This window comes from Homoserinimonas sp. A447 (assembly GCF_054489325.1).
In genome coordinates this window covers 2,192,886-2,213,203 of sequence record NZ_JBTMWW010000001.1, presented here as the reverse complement: position 1 = coordinate 2,213,203, position 20,318 = coordinate 2,192,886, and the positions used below count along the sequence as shown (strand labels likewise).

19 protein-coding genes are annotated in these 20,318 nt (G+C 64.6%); 4 read left to right on the top strand and 15 right to left on the bottom strand.

Going from position 1 to position 20,318, the window contains the following annotated elements:
- The first annotated feature begins 10 nt into the window (after nt 1–10).
- From ACX3O0_RS10845 to ACX3O0_RS10835, 3 genes are read left to right on the top strand one after another with little or no spacing between them, the layout of a single operon-like run.
- The gene (locus tag ACX3O0_RS10845; protein WP_459107710.1) at nt 11–1,087 is read left to right on the top strand and encodes an ABC transporter substrate-binding protein; all 1,077 of its coding nucleotides are present in this window, start codon (nt 11–13) and stop codon (nt 1,085–1,087) included.
- Nucleotides 1,088–1,142: 55 nt separating this feature from the next.
- On the top strand, nt 1,143–2,879 hold the full coding sequence (locus ACX3O0_RS10840; RefSeq protein WP_459107709.1) for an ABC transporter permease: 1,737 nt from the start codon (nt 1,143–1,145) through the stop codon (nt 2,877–2,879).
- Between the two features lie 20 nt (nt 2,880–2,899).
- Nucleotides 2,900–4,024, top strand: a complete 1,125-nt coding sequence (locus ACX3O0_RS10835) for an ABC transporter ATP-binding protein (protein ID WP_459107708.1) — start codon at nt 2,900–2,902, stop codon at nt 4,022–4,024.
- A 440-nt stretch (nt 4,025–4,464) separates the two neighbouring features.
- On the opposite strand, the gene ACX3O0_RS10830 is transcribed toward ACX3O0_RS10835, so the two are convergent.
- The 9 genes from ACX3O0_RS10830 to ACX3O0_RS10790 all read right to left on the bottom strand — a co-directional run bounded on the left by ACX3O0_RS10830 (nt 4,465) and on the right by ACX3O0_RS10790 (nt 13,766).
- On the bottom strand, nt 4,465–5,103 hold the full coding sequence (locus tag ACX3O0_RS10830) for a 3-oxoacid CoA-transferase subunit B (RefSeq protein WP_459107707.1): 639 nt from the start codon (nt 5,101–5,103) through the stop codon (nt 4,465–4,467).
- Complete coding sequence (locus ACX3O0_RS10825; protein WP_459107706.1) at nt 5,103–5,795, bottom strand: 3-oxoacid CoA-transferase subunit A; 693 nt, start codon at nt 5,793–5,795, stop codon at nt 5,103–5,105. The genes ACX3O0_RS10830 and ACX3O0_RS10825 overlap by 1 nt, the downstream gene beginning before the upstream one ends.
- Nucleotides 5,796–5,815: 20 nt before the next feature.
- Nucleotides 5,816–7,276: a benzaldehyde dehydrogenase gene (locus ACX3O0_RS10820; protein ID WP_459088760.1), complete on the bottom strand. Its 1,461-nt coding sequence runs from the start codon at nt 7,274–7,276 to the stop codon at nt 5,816–5,818.
- Between the two features lie 134 nt (nt 7,277–7,410).
- Entirely contained in the window at nt 7,411–9,063 is a 1,653-nt protein-coding gene (locus ACX3O0_RS10815) for a thiamine pyrophosphate-binding protein (RefSeq protein ID WP_459107705.1), read from the bottom strand.
- Entirely contained in the window at nt 9,060–9,881 is an 822-nt protein-coding gene (locus tag ACX3O0_RS10810) for an ABC transporter ATP-binding protein (protein WP_459088756.1), read from the bottom strand. The genes ACX3O0_RS10815 and ACX3O0_RS10810 overlap by 4 nt, the downstream gene beginning before the upstream one ends.
- Before the next feature lie 16 nt (nt 9,882–9,897).
- Nucleotides 9,898–10,671, bottom strand: coding sequence for an ABC transporter permease (locus ACX3O0_RS10805; protein ID WP_459088754.1), 774 nt, complete (start codon nt 10,669–10,671; stop codon nt 9,898–9,900).
- On the bottom strand, nt 10,668–11,450 hold the full coding sequence (locus ACX3O0_RS10800) for an ABC transporter permease (protein WP_459088752.1): 783 nt from the start codon (nt 11,448–11,450) through the stop codon (nt 10,668–10,670). The genes ACX3O0_RS10805 and ACX3O0_RS10800 overlap by 4 nt, the downstream gene beginning before the upstream one ends.
- Before the next feature lie 58 nt (nt 11,451–11,508).
- The gene (locus tag ACX3O0_RS10795; RefSeq protein WP_459088748.1) at nt 11,509–12,468 is read right to left on the bottom strand and encodes an ABC transporter substrate-binding protein; all 960 of its coding nucleotides are present in this window, start codon (nt 12,466–12,468) and stop codon (nt 11,509–11,511) included.
- A 92-nt stretch (nt 12,469–12,560) separates the two neighbouring features.
- On the bottom strand, nt 12,561–13,766 hold the full coding sequence (locus ACX3O0_RS10790; RefSeq protein WP_459107704.1) for an FAD-dependent monooxygenase: 1,206 nt from the start codon (nt 13,764–13,766) through the stop codon (nt 12,561–12,563).
- Nucleotides 13,767–13,889: 123 nt separating this feature from the next.
- Between ACX3O0_RS10790 and ACX3O0_RS10785 the strand changes: the two genes are divergently transcribed.
- Nucleotides 13,890–14,672: an IclR family transcriptional regulator gene (locus ACX3O0_RS10785; RefSeq protein ID WP_459088744.1), complete on the top strand. Its 783-nt coding sequence runs from the start codon at nt 13,890–13,892 to the stop codon at nt 14,670–14,672.
- A 179-nt stretch (nt 14,673–14,851) separates the two neighbouring features.
- Here ACX3O0_RS10785 and ACX3O0_RS10780 read toward each other — a convergent pair whose 3' ends face one another.
- The 6 genes from ACX3O0_RS10780 to ACX3O0_RS10755 form a co-directional block, all read right to left on the bottom strand.
- Nucleotides 14,852–15,286: a MarR family winged helix-turn-helix transcriptional regulator gene (locus ACX3O0_RS10780; protein ID WP_459107703.1), complete on the bottom strand. Its 435-nt coding sequence runs from the start codon at nt 15,284–15,286 to the stop codon at nt 14,852–14,854.
- Nucleotides 15,277–16,029 carry a maleylpyruvate isomerase family mycothiol-dependent enzyme gene (locus ACX3O0_RS10775; RefSeq protein ID WP_459088740.1) on the bottom strand — a complete coding sequence of 251 codons (753 nt, stop codon included), beginning with the start codon at nt 16,027–16,029 and terminating at the stop codon, nt 15,277–15,279. Before ACX3O0_RS10775 ends, ACX3O0_RS10780 begins: the two co-directional genes overlap by 10 nt.
- 4 nt (nt 16,030–16,033) lie before the next feature.
- Nucleotides 16,034–16,867 (bottom strand): fumarylacetoacetate hydrolase family protein, encoded by an 834-nt coding sequence (locus tag ACX3O0_RS10770; RefSeq protein WP_459107702.1) that lies wholly within the window; start codon nt 16,865–16,867, stop codon nt 16,034–16,036.
- Nucleotides 16,864–17,934, bottom strand: a complete 1,071-nt coding sequence (locus ACX3O0_RS10765; protein WP_459108473.1) for a cupin domain-containing protein — start codon at nt 17,932–17,934, stop codon at nt 16,864–16,866. Before ACX3O0_RS10765 ends, ACX3O0_RS10770 begins: the two co-directional genes overlap by 4 nt.
- Before the next feature lie 240 nt (nt 17,935–18,174).
- Nucleotides 18,175–19,029, bottom strand: coding sequence for an IclR family transcriptional regulator domain-containing protein (locus ACX3O0_RS10760; RefSeq protein WP_459107701.1), 855 nt, complete (start codon nt 19,027–19,029; stop codon nt 18,175–18,177).
- 48 nt (nt 19,030–19,077) lie between these two features.
- Entirely contained in the window at nt 19,078–20,250 is a 1,173-nt protein-coding gene (locus ACX3O0_RS10755; protein WP_459107700.1) for a thiolase family protein, read from the bottom strand.
- Between the last annotated feature and the right edge of the window lie 68 nt (nt 20,251–20,318).

Here is a 20,318-nt window from a genome sequence, read left to right as displayed (position 1 = left end):
GGTAGAGGCAATGATTCACAAGAGAAATCTCGCATGGGTAGGTGTTGTCGCCAGTGCGGCGCTGGTCTTGACCGGCTGTGGCACCGAGTCCGGGACCGAGCCGGGCGCATCCACTGGGCAGGAGATCGAACTGAGTGCGGCACTTTCGGACTTGGCGACGCGGGCCGCAGAGGAGGGCTCCGTCAACCTCTTCATCAGTACTGACGCGGTCACCCCCGCCGTCGGGCGATCGCTGAGCGAGGGGCTTGAGCGTGACTTTGGCGTCAAGATCACCATCAACCTGATCAATGGAGAGCCGGACCCGACCTATGTCGGAAAGCTCATGGAGCAGCTCGCTGCATCCCAGGCACCTGACATCGACCTCATCGCAACGGTGCCCGGAATCCTGCAATGGCTGGACGACGCTGACGCAATCAAGTCCGTGGATTGGAAGGCGCTCGGCGCAAACGATGACGATGTCTCCGAGGAGCTCAACGCTGTTGCGGTAGCCGAGATCGCGCGTGCTGTTTTCTACAACACCGACCTTGTTGACGCTGCGGATGCCCCGAAGTCGTTCGACGAGCTTCTTGAGCCGAAGTGGAACGGAAAGATCGTGACTGCGGCGCTTCCCGACGTGTTCAGCCCGCTGGCCGCCGGAATGGGCAAGGAGGGGATGGTGGATTTCACCGAAAGCCTGCTCAAAGACCAGAAGGTCGCCATTGCCCCGAACCCGACGGGCGTCCGCGCTCAGGTGATCAGCGGAGAGTATGAGATCGGCTACGGGATCCGCATCGGGAAGAATGAGCGAGAGAGCAACGCTCCGATCGCTTACGCACCGATCAGCGCGCCCGTGATTCCACGTGCTGCTGTGGTTCTCGACAAGGCCGCCAATCCGGCGGCAGCCGAGTTGCTCGGTTACTGGCTCTCGACCGACGCTGGAAGAACCTTGGCCTACGAGCTGCTTGACTGGACCAACCACACAACAAGCGGAACCGATCTTTCCGAATTGGACTCGCTTTCTGGTGGAGTTTGGTCAAAGCCACTCGACTGGTGGAGGGTCAACACCGGTGAGCTCAACGACGCAGTGAAGCCACTGCTCGCGCCGTAGTTCTCGGCAGACTGACGATCAAAGGGGATCAAGAAAAGTGCTGACGGATAAGGTCGTGCCCTCGCGTGCGAAGTCTCGGCTCGCCGAGGGTGACGACGTGCTGTTAGGGTCGGCATCGCGACCGAAGGATCCCGCGATCGCAGGCGTGACAGTCGCTATCGCGCTCGCTGCACTGATGCTGATCATCCCGATTGTTACCCTGGTCTGGACGGCTCTTACAGTGGATGGCCAGCCCTCGCTTGGGAACATCTCGCGAGTGGTGGATTCGCCGGCATTCGGAACAATCGTGATCAACACGCTGATCGTCGGCGTTGGCACGGTGGTTCTCGCCATGGCGATCGCAATTCCGTTGTGCTGGCTGTATGCGAGAACCGACTTTCGGGCGAAGAACTTCTTGTTGTTCACCTTGGTAGTGCAGGTGGGTGTACCCGGGTTTTTGATCGCCCTCGGGTACACCTACCTCGCCAACCCGAGCAACGGCATCGCCAATGTCTGGTGGCACGACTTGACCGGGTCGACCGAACCTTTATTCGACGTATACTCCTTGCCCTGGATCACAGTCCTACAGGGGCTCGGACTGGTTTCGCTGACCTTCTTCCTGCTGGTTCCCGCGTTCGGCTCGATCGACTCGAGCATCGAGGAGGCGGGAACTGTCCATGGAGTCGGAAAGTTCGTGACCGCCGTGCGGCTTTCCATTCCGGTCATCTGGCCGACAATCCTCGCCACAACGATTGTCGTCTTCATCATCGCGATAGAAATGTTCGACTACGCGGGCATGCTGGGCATGCCGAAGCGAATCTTTGTGCTTTCGACGTGGATTTACACAGCGATCCAGGGGTCCGGCGGCCTCCCCGACTACGGGCTCGCCTCCGCAGTCGGACTGCTTGGCGCCGCAGTAGTTGGTCTGCTCATGATCGGTTACTACCGTGCGGTCAAGAGCTCTGCGCGGTTGGCAACAGTCTCGGGCAAGCGCGCCGCCCGTCCACCGGTCGCGTTGAGCGGACGCACTCGCGTCTTTGCATTCACGTTGTTCCTGCTCTTTGTCGCCATCAGCGTTGTGATTCCCGTCGCAATGCTCGTTTGGACATCGTTGCTGCCCTATGTGCAACCCCCGAGCCTGGAGGCGCTGGCCCAGATCAGCTTCAAGGGGTACCAGAACGCGGGATACGAGTTAGAGGTGGTCGGCCTGCCCACCGTCATGCTCGTCGTCTCGGTCGCAACTGCCACCGTGCTCCTCTCGGCATGTGCCGCGTGGTTTGTTGAGCGCACTCGCGCACGCGGACGGCACTTGCTGGACCTCTTAATCATGATGAGTCTGGCGATCCCATCTATCGTGATGGCAGTCGCATTCCTGCGCTTCGGTCTTACCACCTACCAATTCCTACCGCTTGCTGGCACGGTTGCCTTCTTGGTGATCGCCGTCAGCACGAGGTTCATCGCCACTACCCACCGAACGATCAGTGGCGCGGTCATCCAGCTGCATCCCGAGCTGGAAGAGGCTGCCTCTGCCTCAGGGGTTCCGCGAGGGCGCACTTTCTTTCGCGTCGTCCTGCCTGCAATTCGGGAGAGCCTCATATTCTCGTGGTTTTGGGTGGCCCTGCTGGCATTGCGAGAGCTCACCATTGTTCTCATGCTGTCCAGCCCGAGTAACCAGGTCCTGTCGACGCGAATCTTCTTCTACAGCACCTCCGGTGATACCACCACGGCAAGCGCCCTCGGTGTTCTTCAGCTGGTGTTCATGGCGGTCCTTGTGGCTGGCTGTTTTCCTGCGTTGCGCCGAGCACGCGTCTAATTCGATTGGAGATGAGCTTCATGATCAAAGTTGACAACCTCGTCAAGGTGTTCCAGCCGAACCGCAAGGGGAAACCGAGTGTCCATGGTCTCGACCATCTTTCCTTCGGCGTCGAGGAGGGCGAGTTTTTTGTATTGTTGGGCCCCTCCGGCTCCGGCAAGACCACCTGTCTCAGGATGCTGGCCGGACTTGACCGCCCAAGTTCAGGACGCATCGCTATCGATGATCAGGTGGTGTTCGACGGTGCCGCCAATCGTTGGGTTGGACCCGAGATGCGGCCCCAGGCCATGGTCTTCCAAAGCTATGCACTCTGGCCGCAGATGACGGTGCGTAAAAATATCGAGTTCGCGCTCCGACACGGCGCCCGGAGAGTTGGAAGGGCCGAGAGTCACCGTCGCAGCTCGAACGTTATCGAACTTCTGGACCTTGGCCCGGTTGCTGATCGTTCGGTGACCCAGTTGTCTGGGGGTCAGCAGCAGAGGGTGGCTCTAGCCCGTGCGTTGGCATTGGAGCCGAAAGTCTTGTTGCTTGATGAGCCGCTGTCGAACCTCGATGTCGCGTTACGCGGCAGGGTGCGCGAGGAGATCAAGAGCCTGACATCCCGCCTTGGGATTACCGCGGTGCTCGTCACGCACGACCAGGAAGAAGCGTTTTCGGTTGGCGACAGGATTGCGATTCTCAACAAGGGCCGCATAGAGCAGGTAGGGCACCCGGAGAACGTTTACCGCCACCCCGACTCTGTGTTCGTAGCCAACTTCCTGGACAAGATGAACCTCTTCCCAGGGGTCGTGACGGAGTACGCAGAGGGCGCTGCGCACGTGGATCTCGGTCACGGCGTCGTGCTTCAGATTGCGGCGCAACAGGTGCCGGACGGATCAGGCGTAACGGTCGGCATCCGGCCCAGCGGATTCGCGTTCGGAACGGAGGCGCCCGGCAATTGCGCCGTGGATGCTCGGGTCTCATCGAAGGTGTTTTTGGGCTCGACTTTCCGCTACGACATGGAGACGCCGTGGGGAGTGGTTGCCGTTCGGAGCGGGATCGAGCCCGGTTTTGGGGTCGGTGATGTCGTGCGGCTGAGCCCGCTCGCCTCTGCGTCTGCAATCGTTGAACGAACAGCTGATCAGGCTCCTGCTCTCGTGCCCTAGCTGTACTACCCAGCACTTCTTCCATGTTTCGTGGCCGATAGCGAGGCGGTGGGCCGATCGTGACGGCGCTGCTGCAGATTGCAGAGAAAGGCGAAGTTTTTCGACTCGAGGCACAGGCGCACCGGACCTGCGAAGGTAGGAAATCTGAGCGATATCGCTCGAGTCGAACTGATGGATCAGCGGCTGATAGTAAGCGGAGAACGTGCCGGTCGGGGTGAACGAGAGGCCGTGCCGAAGCAATCTTGCTCACTGGTCACCGCCAGCTGCGGAGAATTGAGATCCTGGGAAGCCCGAGTTGGCGGACGTCAGTGAGGCCTAACGGGGTGTCGACCCTTCGATACGGTCGCGGAGCGACCTACTCAGGGGACCTACGCGTGCTCGCTGCGCTCGCCGGGCGACGCGGCCAGCAAGAGGCGGCGACTCGACCACCCAGAGTAGGGCTACGCGCGCAGCGCCAGCCCGGTAAGCTCACGCAGCTGCTCGATGGTGGTGTCGCCGAAGATCTCCCGCACCACGGCGCCATCCGGCCCGAGGTCGAAGACGGCATAGTCCGTGTACAGGGTGTTCACGCATCCGATGCCGGTCAGCGGATAGCTGCACTCCTCCACCAGCTTGCACTGGCCGTCGCGGGTGAACAGTTCCATGATGACGAAAACCTGCTTGGCACCGATCGCCAGGTCCATGGCACCGCCGACGGCCGGTATCGCATCCGCCCCGCCGGTGTGCCAGTTGGCGAGGTCACCGGATGTCGACACCTGGAAGGCGCCGAGCACGCAGACGTCGAGGTGGCCGCCCCGCATCATCCCGAATGAGTCGGCCTGGTGGAAGTAAGACGACCCGGGCAGTTCAGTCACCGGGATCTTGCCGGCGTTGATCAGGTCGTGGTCGATCTGGTCGCCCTCGGCGACCGGACCCATGCCGAGCATCCCGTTCTCGGTGTGCAGGATGATCTCGCGGTCGGACGGCAGGAAGTTCGCCACCTTCGTCGGCAGGCCGATTCCGAGGTTCACGTACGCGCCCCCGGTGATGTCCCGGGCGACGCGCTTGGCCATATCGTCGCGGCTGAGTGGCCCCTTCATTACTGCCCTTCCGTAGCGGGCGGCAGTGCGCCGCCGGTTTCGACCAACCGCTTGACGAAGATTCCCGGCGTCACCACCGTTTCCGGATCGATCGAACCGACCTCGACGATCTGTGAGACCTGGGCGATGGTGACTCCAGCTGCACTGGCCATCATGGGGCCGAAGTTGCGCGCCGTCTTACGGTAGACAAGGTTGCCGAGCCGGTCACCCTGGTGTGCTTTGATGAGGGCGAAATCGGCGAGCAGCGCGTCCTCCAGGACGTAGTCGCGTCCGTTGATCTTGCGCGTCTCCTTGCCCTCCGCCAGTGTTGTTCCGAACGCGGTTGGCGTGAAAAACCCGGCGATGCCGGCTCCGCCCGCCCGGATGCGCTCAGCGAGAGTGCCCTGCGGTACCAGTTCGAGTTCGAGCTTGCCCTCCCGATACAGGCCGTCGAAGATCTGCGAGTCGACCTGCCGGGGGAACGAGCAGATGATCTTCCGCACTCGCCCAGCGCCGAGGAGCGCGGCGAGACCAGTGGTGCCGTTACCCGCATTGTTGTTGACGATGGTGAGTCCGGATGCCCCCTGCTCGATCAGGGCGTCGATCAGTTCGACCGGTTGGCCGGCCGTGCCGAAACCGCCGATCATCACGGTGGCGCCGTCAGGGATGTCTCGCACGGCATCCGCCGCACTGCTGACGATCTTGGAAATCATGTATCAGGTTCCTGGTTTCTTTAGAACGGGTAGCGTTCGATATCGCTTTGCATCGTCACCCATTGGGTCTCGGTGAACGCCTCGATGTTGGCATCAGCACCACCGAACCGTGACCCGGTCCCGGATGCTCCGACCCCGCCGAACGGGATGATCGGTTCGTCATCGACGTTCTGGTCATTGATGTGCACGATGCCGCTGTGCATCCGGTCGGACAGTGCAAGGCCCCGGAGGGGATCCTTGGTGAGGATGGCGAGGGAGAGCCCATACTCGCTCCGGTTGACGATCTCGACGGCCTCATCGAGCGTCGAGAATTTCATGACCGGTGCCACCGGGCCGAAGACCTCCTGCTCGAAGGCGGGGTGGTCGAACTTGCTGTCGGCCAGCACGGTCGGGCGGTAGAACAGCCCCTCGTAGGTTCCGCCGGCGGTCAGCTTGGCACCGGCGTCCACACTGCCGGTGACAAGCGAGTGGATGCGGTCGCGCTGGCCGGCGTCGATCACGGGGCCGAGCGGAGCATCCGTCGTCGCCCCGTCGCCGACCGGAATCCCGTTCGCGGTGGTGGACAGGCGCTCGACGTATTCGTCGTAGATGCTCTCGTGCACGAGGTGCCGGCCGGTGGTCATGCACACCTGGCCCTGGTGAAGGAAGGAGCCCCAGGCCCCTGCCGACACGGCCTGCGGCACATCGACGTCGCCGAGCACCAGCATGGCGTTGTTCCCGCCCAGTTCCAGGTGAACGCGCTTGAGGTGCTTCGCCCCGAGCTGGCCGATGGAGCGGCCGGCATTGGTCGATCCAGTGAACGAGATGACGCGTACCCCGGGGTGTTCGATGAGTGCGGTAGCGGGCTCGACTGCGCCGGGGAGCACGTGGAAGAGCCCGGCGGGGAGGCCGGCCTCCTCAAGGATTGCGGCGAAGGCGAGGCCACCGGAAACCGCGGTGCGGGGGTCCGGCTTGAGGATGACGGCGTTGCCCAGGGCGAGTGCCGGCGCCACTGAGCGCATCGAGAGGATCTGCGGGAAGTTGAATGGTGCGATGACGCCGACTACTCCCACTGGGATGCGACGGGCCAGGCTGAGGCGGGGTTTGGAGCTGCGCAGCAACTGTCCATAGGGGGCCTGGGCGATGGCCGCGGCAGCGTAGAACAGGCCGGAGACCATGTGGTTCTCGAAGGCGGCCTTCCCCTTCGCGGAACCCGCTTCACGGATCAGCCAGTGGCCGAGAACCTCGCTCTGCGCTTCGATGAGGTCACCGGCTCGACGGAGCACCGCCGCGCGTTCGTCATAACTGGTCGCATCCCACGACTTCTGGGCCTCGGTCGCCACGTCGACCGCGCGGGAAACATCCTCCGTATTGGCAACACCGAACTTTCCGATGGCCGACTCGGTGGCAGGCTCCATGATGTCCTGACTGCCACCTTTGCTGGTGACCCAGCCCGAACTGTAGAGCTTGCCATCCCACTCACTGGGGTCGAAGAACGTCATTATTCCTCCCTGAAGACAAAATATGTACGCATAGCGAACGCGAGTTCATATATCGAACGTAACACGATGGGCCCGGTGCTGCAACGCGGCGGGACGGCCCAACTGGCGAGGTGTCCTCGAAACCCCCATTGACGCTACTTGGGCTCTCCGACGAACGCGTGCGCGTCGACCCAGGACGGGAACGAAATCGTCTTCGCGTCGATCACGATCGGGGTGGAACGGTCGCCGGCCAACCAGTCGCTCAACCCTGCGAGGTCATCCAGTGACCGCACGGTCACGCCGGTGCAGCCGAAACCGCGCGCGATGGAGGCGATGTCGGTCTCCGGGAATTCGACGATGTCGAGCGGCTGGCCGCTGTGCCGGAAGTGGTGCACCTCTGCCCCGTAGGCGCTGTCGTTGTAGACGACGACGACCAGCGGCAACCCGAGGCGTACAGCGGTGTCGAGCTCGACGAGGCTCATCATGAACCCACCGTCGCCGACGCCCACGACCGGCAGTCGATCGCGGCGTGCGACGGCAGCGCCGATGCCCGCGGCCAGGGAGAGGCCGATGCACTGGAAGGCCAAGGGCAGGCAGTAGCCCCGATCATCCGGAACCTGCAGGTACATTGCCGTGTACTCGGTGTGGCTACCGGCATCCGCCGTCACAATGCGCTCGGTCGGCAACAGCTCATCGAGAGCGACCGCGAGCAGACGCGGGTCGATGCGGTCGTCGGCGATGCGCGCCTCGAAAGACTGGTCGCGCCACAGGCGCCCCGCCGACAGCTTCTGCGCCACGGATTCGGTGCGGTAGCCGGCATCCTGTCGTTCCGGAAGCGCGTCGGCGACCGCGGAAGCCACCAGTGCAGCATCCCCGATGACGGATGCCTCCACCCGACGGTGCAGCGAGAATGCAGCCTGGTTGATGTCCACCTGAACGACGGGGGTGTCGCGGATGAGCTCGCCGTTGCGGGCTGTCCAGCGGTTGAGCGACGCGCCGAACGCGACGATCAGGTCGGCATCCATGATGAGCTCGGACATCGCCTCGTTCGCGAAGCCGCCCATAACGTCCACGTTCCATGGGTCATCGGTGAAGAGCCCACGCGCCATGGCGGTTGTCGCCAGCAGGGCACCGGATGCTGCAGCCAGCCCGACGATCTCATCGTGTGCGTTGAAGGCGCCACGGCCGCCGACGATAAGCGGACGCTGCGCCGAACTCAGTCGCGACACCAATTCGTTGACGCCGTCGACTGATGGCGCGGGGAGGGACGCGGGAGCAGGGAGATCCGGGGCAGAGCCGTTCCAGTCGACCTCGCCGGCCTGGACATCAAGCGGTAGTCCCAGCAGTACGGGCCGGCCGGTCCGGGCGATGGTGAATGCGCGGGCGGCATCCGCCAGAGCGGTCGCCGGCGACTCCAGCCTGATCGCAACGGCCCCGAGTGCTTCAGCGGCCGCGGCCTGGTCGATCCAGAAGTTGGAGGTCTTCATGGTTGCCGGAGTCTCGCCCGCGACGACGAGGAGCGGGGTGTGCGCCTTCGCCGCCTCGGCGAGGCCGGTCATGGCGTTGGTGAGCCCTGGCCCCTGGTGAACGCTGGCCACCGTGACCTTCCTCGCGAGGCGCGCGTAGCCATCCGCCATCGTTGCAGCGCCGCCCTCGTGGCGAGCGGAGACATACTTCGCCCCGGCGGCGACCATGGCGGTCGTCACCTCGAAGTTGCCGCTGCCGGTAACGCCGAACACCTGGTCGACCCCCCACTGCACGAGTGCACGGCCGACCGCTTCGCTGACCTTCATCGCATTGCCCTTCATCTCCGGGCGACCTTCTGGACCGCGGTCACACCGGTCGGCTTCGATGCCTTCGCCAGCTGGATCTGCTCGTAAACATGGGTCCGCAACTCCGTGAAGCGCTTACTGGAGCGGGTCTCCAGCTGGTCGCGCTGGTCGGGGAGGTCGATCTTCAGGTCGTCCTGCACCACAGTGGGTGAGTTCGAGAGCATGATGACGCGCTGCGCCAGGTACACCGACTCGTCGATGTCGTGGGTGATGAACAGGATGGTGACCCCGAGCTTGTGCCAGATGTCGCGCACCAGGTCTTCCAGGTCGGCGCGCGTCTGGGCATCGACGGCGGCGAACGGTTCATCCATCAGCAGCACCTTCGGCCGGTAGGCGACCGCGCGGGCGATGGCGACACGCTGCTGCATGCCGCCGGACAATTGCCAGGGATAGCTGTCCGGCACGTGTTCCAGTTCGACGGCCTCCAAGGCGTCGGCGACCAGCTTGTCGCGTTCGGCCCTCGACACCCCGGCGTTCTTCAGCGGAAGCTCGACATTGGCGCGAACCGTCATCCAGGGGAACAGGCTGCGGCCGTACTCCTGGAAGACGACGGCCATGGCTTTCGGCGGTCCGGTGACCGGTGTGCCAGCCAGTTCGATGGTTCCGGCGGTCGGTGTCAGAAGGCCCGCGATGCACTTCAGCAGCGTCGTCTTTCCTGCGCCGGATGGTCCGACCACGCAGATGAGCTCACCCTCGGCGATGTCGAGCGTGATGTCGCGCACCGCCTCAATCTCACCGTCGGCTACCTGGTAGGTCTTCTTGAGGTTCTTGATTGAGAGCATCGGCGTCGTCATGGTGGGTCCTGTTCCGCTAACTGTCACGTTGCACCTCTTTCAAACCGTGGTACCAGCGCAGCACCTTGGCCTCGATCGCTTTCGAAATGAGGGAGAGGGCGATACCGATGAGTCCGAGCACCGCAATTCCGCTCCACATCTCCGGAATCGCGAAGCCGCGCTGGAACAGCACGATGGTGTAGCCGAGCCCGGATGACGCTCCGAACATCTCGGAGATCACCATGAGGATCAGGCCGATCGACAGGCTCTGCCGCACCCCGGTCATGATCTGCGGGCTGGCGGCTGGCAGCACCAGGTGCCGAAGGCGGGCGAAACCATTGATCCCATAGGTGCGGCTGGTGTTCATGAGCACCTCGTCGACGGCGCGAACTCCTTCAACCGTGTTCAGCAGCACCGGCCAGATCGAGCCGGAGATGATCACGAAAATCATCATCTGGTCGTTGATTCCGATGAGCAGGATGAACAGCGGAACGAGCACCGGCGGCGGTATCGCGCGGAAGAACTCGAGTAGTGGCTCGGTCAGGCTGCGCAGCCAACGGAAGGACCCGATGAGGATGCCGAGAACGATTCCGAGGGCGATCGTGGCGATCAGCCCGATGACGAGCCGGATGATGCTGGGCACGAAGTCTGTCGCGAACCGTTCGCCGGCCCAGACTTCCCAGAACGTGGCAACCAGTTCTTCCGGGGTTGGCACATAGAAGTTGGGTTCTCCGCGGGTGAGCACCCACCACATGATGATGAGCAACACCGGCAGGCCGACGAAGTACGCAATGCGCTTGAGGGTGCTCATGCGATGACCTCACTTCTGACTGAGGAGTGCCAAGCGAGCACTTTCTTCTCGATGAATCGCATGCCCAGGTTGATGATGATGCCGATGATGCCGGTCGCGACGATGAGCGCGTACATTTCGGGCACCGCGCCGCCGGAACGCGTCAACGCGATCTGGTAGCCGAGGCCAGGAGACCCGATGACCAGTTCTGCCGTGATGGCCAGGATCAGTGCCACGGCGGAGGCGAGGCGGATGCCGGTCATCAGGTAGGGGAGCACGGTCGGCCAGACGACATAGCGGGCACGGGCGAGCGGGCCCAGGCCGTAACTCTTCGCCGTGTTGTTGGCGACCGGGTCAACATCCGCCACCCCGTAAAGCACCTGCAGGAGCACCTGCCAGAAGGATGCGTAGATCACCAACAGCAGGGAGGACTCGATCTTCACGCCGAAGAGCAGGACGGCGAGCGGGATGAGGGCGACCGAGGGGATCGGCCGTAGGAACTCGATGGTGGTGTAGGTGGCCTTGCTGAGGAAGGAGCTCGAGCCGATGATGAGGCCGAGCACCACGGCGGCGATGATCGAGATGGCAAGACCGATGGTCCACGCCAGCATCGTCTCGCCGACGTCCTTCCAGAACGCAGGCTGGCCGAAGTAGTCGATCAGTGTGATCAGTACCTCGCTGGCTGGGGGAAGGAATCGTTCCTGCACGAGTCCCAGCCGGGGAGCAGCCTCCCAGGCGAGCAGGAACAGCAGGATGCCTGCCAGTCCTAGGAGCGGACCAGACACTTTCGTACTTCGCATCCTGCTGTTCGTACTCGACACTGGGTACTCGGCTTCTGCTTGGTTGGTACGGGTCGGGCTACGGGAGCAGCTTGTCCAGGTCCGGCTCTGCCTTCAGCGTTCCGTAGCCGAATGCGGCTGCGCCGAGTTTCTCCATAGCCTCGCGGTTGAACTCGACGTTGAACTTCGGAAGCACCATCGCATCCAGCTGCTCGAGTGACATCTTCGTGTACGTGGTCACGATCTGCTTGACCTCGTCCGGGTTGGCGTCAGCGTACTCCAGCGACTTGTTCATCGCGGTGGTGAACGCCTCGACCAGTTCCGGCTTGTTCTCGAAGGTGTCGAGCGTGGTGAAATAGCCGGCGATGTCCAGTGCCGGGTCGAAGTCCGAGAAGTTGTAGCTGATCACGCGGGCACCGTTGGCAACGGCAGAGTCGAGGAACGGGGCGAGGATCCATGCCGCGTCGACCTGCTTGTTCGTCACGGCAGCTTCGGCGTCGGGGAACGCGACCTCGACGAACTTGATGGTCGAGGAGTCGCCACCGTCGTCGTCGACGACCGTGCGGATGGTGGTGTCACCGATGTTCTGCAGGTTGTTCACCGAGACGGTCTTGCCGGACAGGTCCGCCGGGCTTTCGATGTCGGAGTCACCCGGAACGATCACGGCGCCGAAGTCGGGGTCGCCTGCCGTCGAGTTTCCGTTGGCGACGTACTTCAGTGCGAGGCCCTGGTCGTTGGCGACCATGCCTGAGACGTAGTTGCCGAACGCGAAGTCGTAGCTGCCGGCCACGACTCCGGGGACGGATGCCGCGCCACCTGTTGTCGGCTGCACCGTGACATCGAGGCCTTCGTCGGAGAAGAACCCCTTCTCGACGCCGAGCCAGATCGGTGCGGTGTCCACGATGGGGATGACGCCAACGGTGATCGCTGTCGGCTCGGCCGGGTCCGGAGCCTCACCGGTGTCCGGGGTTCCGCTCGCGCAGGCGGTAAGTGCGAGGACGGACGCGGCTGCGAGTCCGACCATCAGTGATTTCTTCATGTGTCACTCCTTTGTGAAACGTGCCGTGCGGTGCAGGCTTGTTCGGGATGTGAACAAGTGTTCTCTAAACACTACAGCGGATTGGTTTCGGGTCAAGGGAGCTTGATAACGTCCTTCCCGTAAAGCCAGTCGGTGTAACGGTAATCGTCGTGCTTGCGGTCAGAGAAGAGGATGTTCCGGATGGTGCGCCCGATGCCGTCCACGTGCCATGACTCGCCCCAGGTTCGGGCGTTCCGCTGCACGCGCGCCGTTCTGGGTGCCCGTTCGCGGTTGAAGAGTTCGGCGGCCGAAAGCCAGCCATCGACATCCGGTGTCGCGCTGACCTGGCGACTGACAGCATCCTGAAGCACGCGTCCGTCCTCGAGCGCCTGGCACGCCCCCTGAGCGAGGTACTGCAGCATCGGATGGGCGGCGTCACCCAGCAGCAGCAGCCGGTCGCTGATCCAGTGCTCGATCGGATCGCGGTCGAACATCAGCCACCAGCGCTCGCGGGGGATGAACGTGAGGGCGTGGCGGATGCTCGGAAGGCAGGTCGCGAACGCGGCATCCAGTTCCCCTGGGCGACCCCAGTCCTCCAGCTCGCCCCGAAGGAATGCGGGGGACTCGAAGACGGCCACCTGGTTGAGCAGGGCGCCCTGCTCGGCGGTGGCCTTGCGGATCGGGTACTGGACGAAGTGGCAGCCTGGGCCGATGTAGAGGGTGACGTTCTCGAGGTCGGCGTCAATGTCGACGTCGTTCATCAGGATCGTCCCGCGGTAGGCGACGTAACCGGAAGCGACGGGGGAGTCGTCGACGAGCTTTCCGCGCAGCCGGGAGTTCAAGCCGTCGGCCGCAATGGCGAGGTTGCCCTCGTAGCGGTTGCCGGATGCCGTGGTGACGACTGCCAGATCCCCTTCGGACGAGACGGTGTCGACCTGCTCGTTCGAGATCAACGTGACTCCGGCATCCTGCGCGGCCTTCAGCAGAAGGGCGAGCAGGTCGCTGCGATGGCCGACAAGGTAGGGGGCGCCGTAGCGCTCCTCGAACTCTGCGCCGAGCTCCATGCGGGTGAGCTCGCGGCCGTCGATGGCATCCTTGATCACCAGGGCGTTCGGCTGCACGCCGTAGCCGCGCATCTCATCGAGGAGACCCCAATCGGCGAGCACGCGGGTGCCGTTCGGGCCCAGTTCAAGGCCGGCGCCGACCTCCTTGAAGTCAGGCTCCCGCTCCAGCACGGTAACGGTGGCTCCGGCGCGGCTCAGGCCCACAGCTGCGGCGAGCCCACCGATGCCGCCTCCGGCAATAATCACGTTTGTCATGTGTCGACCGTCGCGGATGACGACTCGGACAGCAAGTAAATTCTGGCTGTAAGAATGACAGCGGGTAACACTAGGGCGAGTATCCTGTAGTTGTCTATACGATCCGCCGAGTATAATTCTGTTGTGCAGAATGCTACACAGCGGAGGAAACCGGCCTACTCACTGGAGTCCGTCGACAACGCGCTCCGCCTGGTGCAGGTGCTGCGCGATGAGGGGCGACTCCGGCTGAAGGACGCAGCGGAACTACTCGGCATCGCGCCATCGACCGCACACCGGTTGCTGTCGATGCTCGTGTATCGAGGGTTCGCCGAACAGGACGAGTCGCGCACCTACCTGCCAGGGCCGGCCATCGGGGTGCCACCGGTCGCGGCCGAGTGGACGAAGGAGTTCAAGAATCGGGCCCAGCCGCACCTCGAAGTGCTGCTCGGCCAGCTCGATGAGACGGTCAACCTGGTGATCAGGGTGGGGACGTCGGTGCGATTCCTGTTGACGCTCGAGTCGTCGAACTTCCTGCGCGTCGGGGACCGGCAGGGAACTGTCTTGCCGGCAAGGCTCGCATCCGGTGGCAAGGCGATGCTGGCGGAGTTGCCGCCCGCGCAGCTCGCCCGTTTGTATCAGAGCCCGTCGTCGTACACCGCCGACCCGATGAGCGAGGAGGAATTCGATGCGCTCAGCCGGGAGTTGCGCGCCGTCAAGTCGCGCGGGTATGCGCTCAACATCGGCGAGACCGAAACCGGGCTCGCAGCCATCGGGCTTGTGTTGCTGGGGAGTGACGGCAGGGCGATCGGTGGGTTCTCGATGGCCGCCCCCGCGGTGCGACTGCAGAAACTGACGGAGGACAGCACGATCGGGCTGCTGCTCGCCACCCGCGCCGCGATCGAGCGAGACATAGCCGACCTCCACTGACCCCCCTGACCGACTTCGTCGAACCCGCCCTTTCGCTGGTTGAGCTTGTCGAAACCGGCTGGAAACACGCCGCACGTGGGAAGGGTCTCCGTGCGAGGCGACAGCGGCGGCAGCCTTTTCCGGCGGTCTCCGGCCCCGAGGAGTGTGAGTACGTCTCCGCGGAGCAGGAGGGGTCGTGCCTAGGTGTCCGCGAGGAGGAGGGTCAGCAGGCGGTGCAGCTCAGCGCGGTCGGGTGCGCTGAGCCCGGCGACCAGCACCTCGTGCACACGGTCGGCTCGCGGGAGCAGCTCGGCCAGCACCGTCTCGCCCTGCTCGGTGAGGGACAGGATGTTCCTGCGCCGATCATCCGGATCCCGGTCGCGCAGGATCAGGCCGCGGCGCTCCAGGCGCGCGCAGACATCCGCGATCGTGGACCGATCCAGCTGCAGGTGCTCCCCCAGCATGCGCTGGTCGATTCCCGGGTTGGCGTGCACCAGGTTGAGTGCGCCGAACTGCACCGAGGTGAATTCGGCGGATGCTTCGCGCTGCCAGACGGCGGCGTGCAGTTGCTGCGCCCGCCTGACCAGGAACCCGGTGTAGTCGGCCAGCTCGACCGTCTCGCCAGTCACAGCCATCGTGGTGACTTCGGAACCGGCGAGCCGTTCGCGGTGTGAACGCCGAGACTCCCACGTCCGGTCGCCCAGCGGGTCAGGGCGGCCGCCGTGCCGAGCAGTTCGACGCCATCCTCCGTGCCACCGGTGACGGAGCGGATGCCGTCCCGGTCCTCCGCGCGGAGCACGAAGTTGGGGATTCCCTCCTCGGCCTGGCGACGGCTCCAGGCGCCCAGCACATCGGTCTGCAGCCGGTCGACCAACTCGGCAGGGAAATCGTTGACGCTCCCGCCGTTGTCCAGGTCGACGGCGTGCAACCACACTTCACGCGTGCGCATCCAGACGGTTTCGGAGGCCGGGACGGTGCGCCCCTGGGCGGTGCGCACCTCGGCGTCCCAGGCCTCCGGTTCGAGGTCGCGCCACTCCACGTTCAGGTGCACGGCCGCGTGTGCGCTCAGATTGCGCAAGGCGGCCGGGCTCAGGGTGGCGCCGTATTCGATCTCGGCGTTGCGGGCATCCGTCGTCGCGTACATCGGAGTCTCGACGCTGGTCGCCGCCCACTCGGTCAGGTGGGTGAGCGCCCGCGCGTTGTAACCGACGTGGGCGATCACGTGGCGCCGGTCCCAGCCAGGAAGCAGCGACGGCCCGTCGAACTCGTCGTCAGCCAGCTCGGCGAGCTTGCGCTCGAAGTAAGCGGTGCCGCGCCTGGCCAGCAGCAGGCCAGCGAGGATGTCCGGATCCTGCGTCTTGTCGGTGCGGGCGACCATGGTGCTACCCGGCCAACCCGGCGACGTTGCGCTGCGCGCCGAGGCCCTCGATGGATGTCTCGAGCACGGAACCGTTCTGCAGGTAACGCTGCGGCTTGCGGGCGTGGCCGACCCCACCCGGTGTCCCGGTGGCGATCACGTCGCCCGGGTTCAGGGTGACGATCTGCGAGAAGTAGGAGATGAGCGCGGCGGGCGTGAACACGAGCTCGCCGGTGGAGACTTCCTGCACCGTGTCACCGTCGACGACGGCCTTCATCGTGGGCCCGGGAGTCCATTCATCCGTCGTCACGAGGTACGGCCCGAATGGCGTGGTGTTCTCGAAGGTCTTGCCCTGCAGCCACTGCAGCGTGCGGTACTGGAAGTCCCTCATGGTCACGTCGTTGAGCACCGCGTAGCCGGCGATCGCATCCTCAGCCTCGGCTTCGGTGGCGTTCCGAACCGGCTTACCGATGACAACGGCGAGTTCCGCCTCCCAGTCGACGGCGTTCGACAGCGGTGACAGTTCGATGTCGTCGAACGCGCCGATCAGCGCCTCGGGGTACTTGGCAAAGAAGGTCGGATGCTCGGGAAGCTCGCGCCCCATCTCGAGGATGTGCTTGCGGTAGTTGAGTCCGGCGCAGACGATCTTGCTCGGCTGCGGTACGACAGGAGCCCAGGCGGTGTCCTCGATCGAGTCGAGCGCGTGCACCTTGCCGTCGGCGGCCTCCGCGACCGCGCGCCACTCCGGGTTGCCGAGCAGGGCGCCGACATCCGCCACCCCATCGATCTCGATGGCGCTGTCGTCGGTGACGACGACAGCGGTGTTGCCGGTCGTGGTGCGTAGGGTGGCGAGCTTCATGCGTTTTCTCCAGGGATGTAGGTGCGTGCGAAATTGAGCCGGTCGATGATGGGTCCGTCGTTGAAGCGGAACAGGTCGAACTGGGTGGTGGCGTGCAGCGACCACGAAACCCACGATGGCACCACGAAGAGGTCGCCGGTGACGAGCTTGTGCTCTGTGCCGCCGAGCACGACGCTGCCCTCGCCCTCGAAGACCTGCCACACGGATGACCCGACCTCGTGACGGGAGGGCGTGTCGGCGCCGGCGCGCAGCCGATGGAACTCGGCGCGGATGGTCGGCATGACGTCGCCACCGGTGGTCGGGTTGACGTAGCGGATGGCGGCGTGCCCCTGCTCGACGGTGGCCGGGTGCCCCTCGTCTTCCAGAAGCAGCTGCTCGCGGAGCGCGGCATCCGTGTGCTCCCAGCGGTAGGCGGCCAGGGGAGAGCTCGCCTTGTTCTCAAGTCCGGACAGCGGGCGCAGCCCGGGGTGTCCCCAAAGCCGTTCGGCGCGAGAGACCGCGGGGGACGCCTCATCCGTCACCCGCTCGGACCCGTACTCGAAGAAGCCGACATCGGTGTAGCTGGAGAACGGGATGTCGAGACCGTCGATCCAGGCCATCGGCTGGTCGGTGTCGTTGTGGTGGCCGTGGAAGTTCCAACCGGGGGTGAGCAGCAGGTCGCCTCGTCGCATGGCCACCGGGTCGCCGTTGACGACAGTCCACACCCCTTCGCCTTCGACCACGAAGCGGAAGGCGTTCTGGCTGTGACGGTGCTCCGGCGCGGTCTCCCGCGGCCCGAGGTACTGGATGGCCGCCCACAGGGTTGGGGTCGCGTAGGCGGTGCCGGGCAGTCCGGGATTAGCGAGGCCGATGGCGCGGCGCTCGCCGCCGCGGCCGATGGGCACCAGGTCACCGCTGCGCTTGGCGAGGTCGTAGAGGGTCTCCCACTTCCAGACGTGGGCGATGGCTGACGGCTCCGGCGCCATCGGCATGAGGCCTTCGCGCTGCGTCCACAGCGGGGCGAGCTGGTTCGCGTCGAAGTCGCGGTAGAGCTGCTCGAGCTCGGGGGTGTCGGCGTGGCCGTCCATCTGTTCCACGGGGTTCGTCCTCTCGTGCTGCGGTGCACCTGCAAACGCTCAGTACCCCAACTATATGCACAAACGCGCAGATCTCGCTAGGCCGGAACTAGCCGCCCCGCTCGACGATGACGGAGTTTCTCTTCGATGACACCCTTCACAACGCCGTCATCGAAGACAAACTCCGTCATCGTCGATCGGATGCCCGGCGAAAGTGGGCAGGCGGGGAGGTCTTGCGAGAAAAGTCGAGCGCTACAGCGGATGACTGGTCGGGCTGAGTCCGTGGTTGCTGGCACGCGTGAAAGGCCGGGAGGCGGTCAGGTCGCGACTGATCCGCTCGGCAGTCTGCTTCAGCGGGGGCAGGAGGTTCTCCTGAATGGACTCCACCGTGTGGCTGTTCGCGGTGGTCGACACGTTGATCGCCGCCATGACCGTTGAACCGTGCCAGATCGGCGCCGCGATCGATCGCAGGCCGTTCTCCAGCTCCTGGTCGACCATCGCCCAGCCCTGCTCCCGCACCCGGCCGAGCTCCACAACGAGTGCTTCGCGGGTCGTGATGGTGTGCGAGGTGAGGCCCGCGAAGTCGATGCCGTCCAGGTGGGAGTCGAGTTCTTCGGCGCTGAACGACGCGAGCAGCACACGGCCCATCGAGGTCGCGTAGGCGGGGAACCGGGTGCCGATGTTGATCCGCACCGTCATGATGCGGCGGGTGGGAACGCGGGCGACGTAGACGATGTCGGCACCGTCGAGCACCGACGCGGATGTCGACTCGTGGATGGTGGCGGCCAGGTGCTCCAGGTGCGGCTGGGCGATCTCCGGCAGCGACAGCGCGGACAGGTAACTGAAGCCGAGCTCGAGCACCCGGGCGGTGAGGCTGAACATCCGCCCATCCGTTTTCACGTAGCCGAGCTCCACCAGGGTCAGCAGGAAGCGGCGACTGGTCGCCCGGGTGAGGCCGGTGCGACGGGAGATGTCGCTGAGCGTCATTTCGGGGTGGTCACCGTCGAAAGCTCGGATGACGCTGAGGCCTCGCGCCAGCGACTGCACGTATTGACCGCTCGGATCTCGGGAACCGTCGGATTCGGTGCTGTCTGCGGAAAGCGTCATCCGTCTATCATCCTTCCTCTGGAGGGGTCCTCCGTGTCAGGCTCGCGCTCAGCGTTCGAGCACGATCGCCAGGCCCAACCCGACGCCGATGCAGATGGCGGCAACACCCACGCCGCCGCCGCGACGTTCCAACTCGTGGGCGACGTGTCCGACGATGCGGGAACCGGATGCGCCGAGCGGGTGCCCGATGGCGATGGCGCCACCGTGAATGTTCACCTTCGCAGGGTCGAGTTCTGGCCACAGTTTCAGGCAGGCGAGGCTTTGCGAGGCGAAGGCCTCGTTCAGTTCGACCACATCGACATCCGCCCAGGTCTTGCCGGCGCGGGCGAGCGCCTTGTTGGCCGCCTCGACCGGCGCGATGCCGAACACGTTGGGGTCGACGGCGTGCACGCCGCGGGAGACGATGCGGGCCAGCGGCTCCGCGTCGATCGGAGCGTTTTCTGAACCGATGAGGATCGCGCCGGCACCGTCGTTGAGCGGCGAGGAGTTGCCCGCGGTTACCGAGCCGTCGGGCCGGAACGCGGGCTTCAGCCCGCCCAGTGCCTCCACGGAGGTGTCAGCCCGGATGCTCTCGTCCCTGGCGAGGTCGACGCCCGCCACCGGAACGACCTCCCGGTCGTAGATGCCCTCGTCCCAGGCTGCAGCCGCATTGCGGTGGCTGAGCAGAGCGAACTCGTCCTGCGCCTCGCGGCTGATCCCATATTGTTCCGCGAGAATCTCAGCCGTCTCCCCCAGCGAGACGCTCCACTGTTCCGGCATCCGCGGGTTCACCATCCGCCAGCCGAGGGTGGTGGAGTGCATGGTCTCGTGCGCGCTCGGGTACGGGCGCGACTGCTTGAGCATCACCCAGGGCGCGCGGCTCATCGACTCGACTCCGCCGGCGATCATCACCTCGGCGTCGCCCGTTTCGATGGCCCGACTCGCCTGGATCACCGCCTCGAGGCCCGATCCGCACAGCCGATTCAGGGTGGCGCCGGGCACGGAGGTGGGGAAGCCGGCCAGGATGGCTGCCATCCGCGCTACGTTGCGGTTGTCCTCGCCGGCGGCGTTGGCATCGCCGAGGAGCACGTCGTCGACGGTCGCCGGGTCGAAGTTCGGATGCCGCGCCACCAGTTCGCGCAGCACGCCGGCAGCGAGGTCGTCGGGGCGCACCCCGGCGAGGGCCTTGCCGTAGCGGCCGAATGGTGTGCGGACGGCATCATAGATAAAGCTGGCAGTCATTTCAGAATTCCCATTGTGTGCGCATAGCGAACTTGTGTTCTAATGATGAGCGTATCATTGAGGAATAT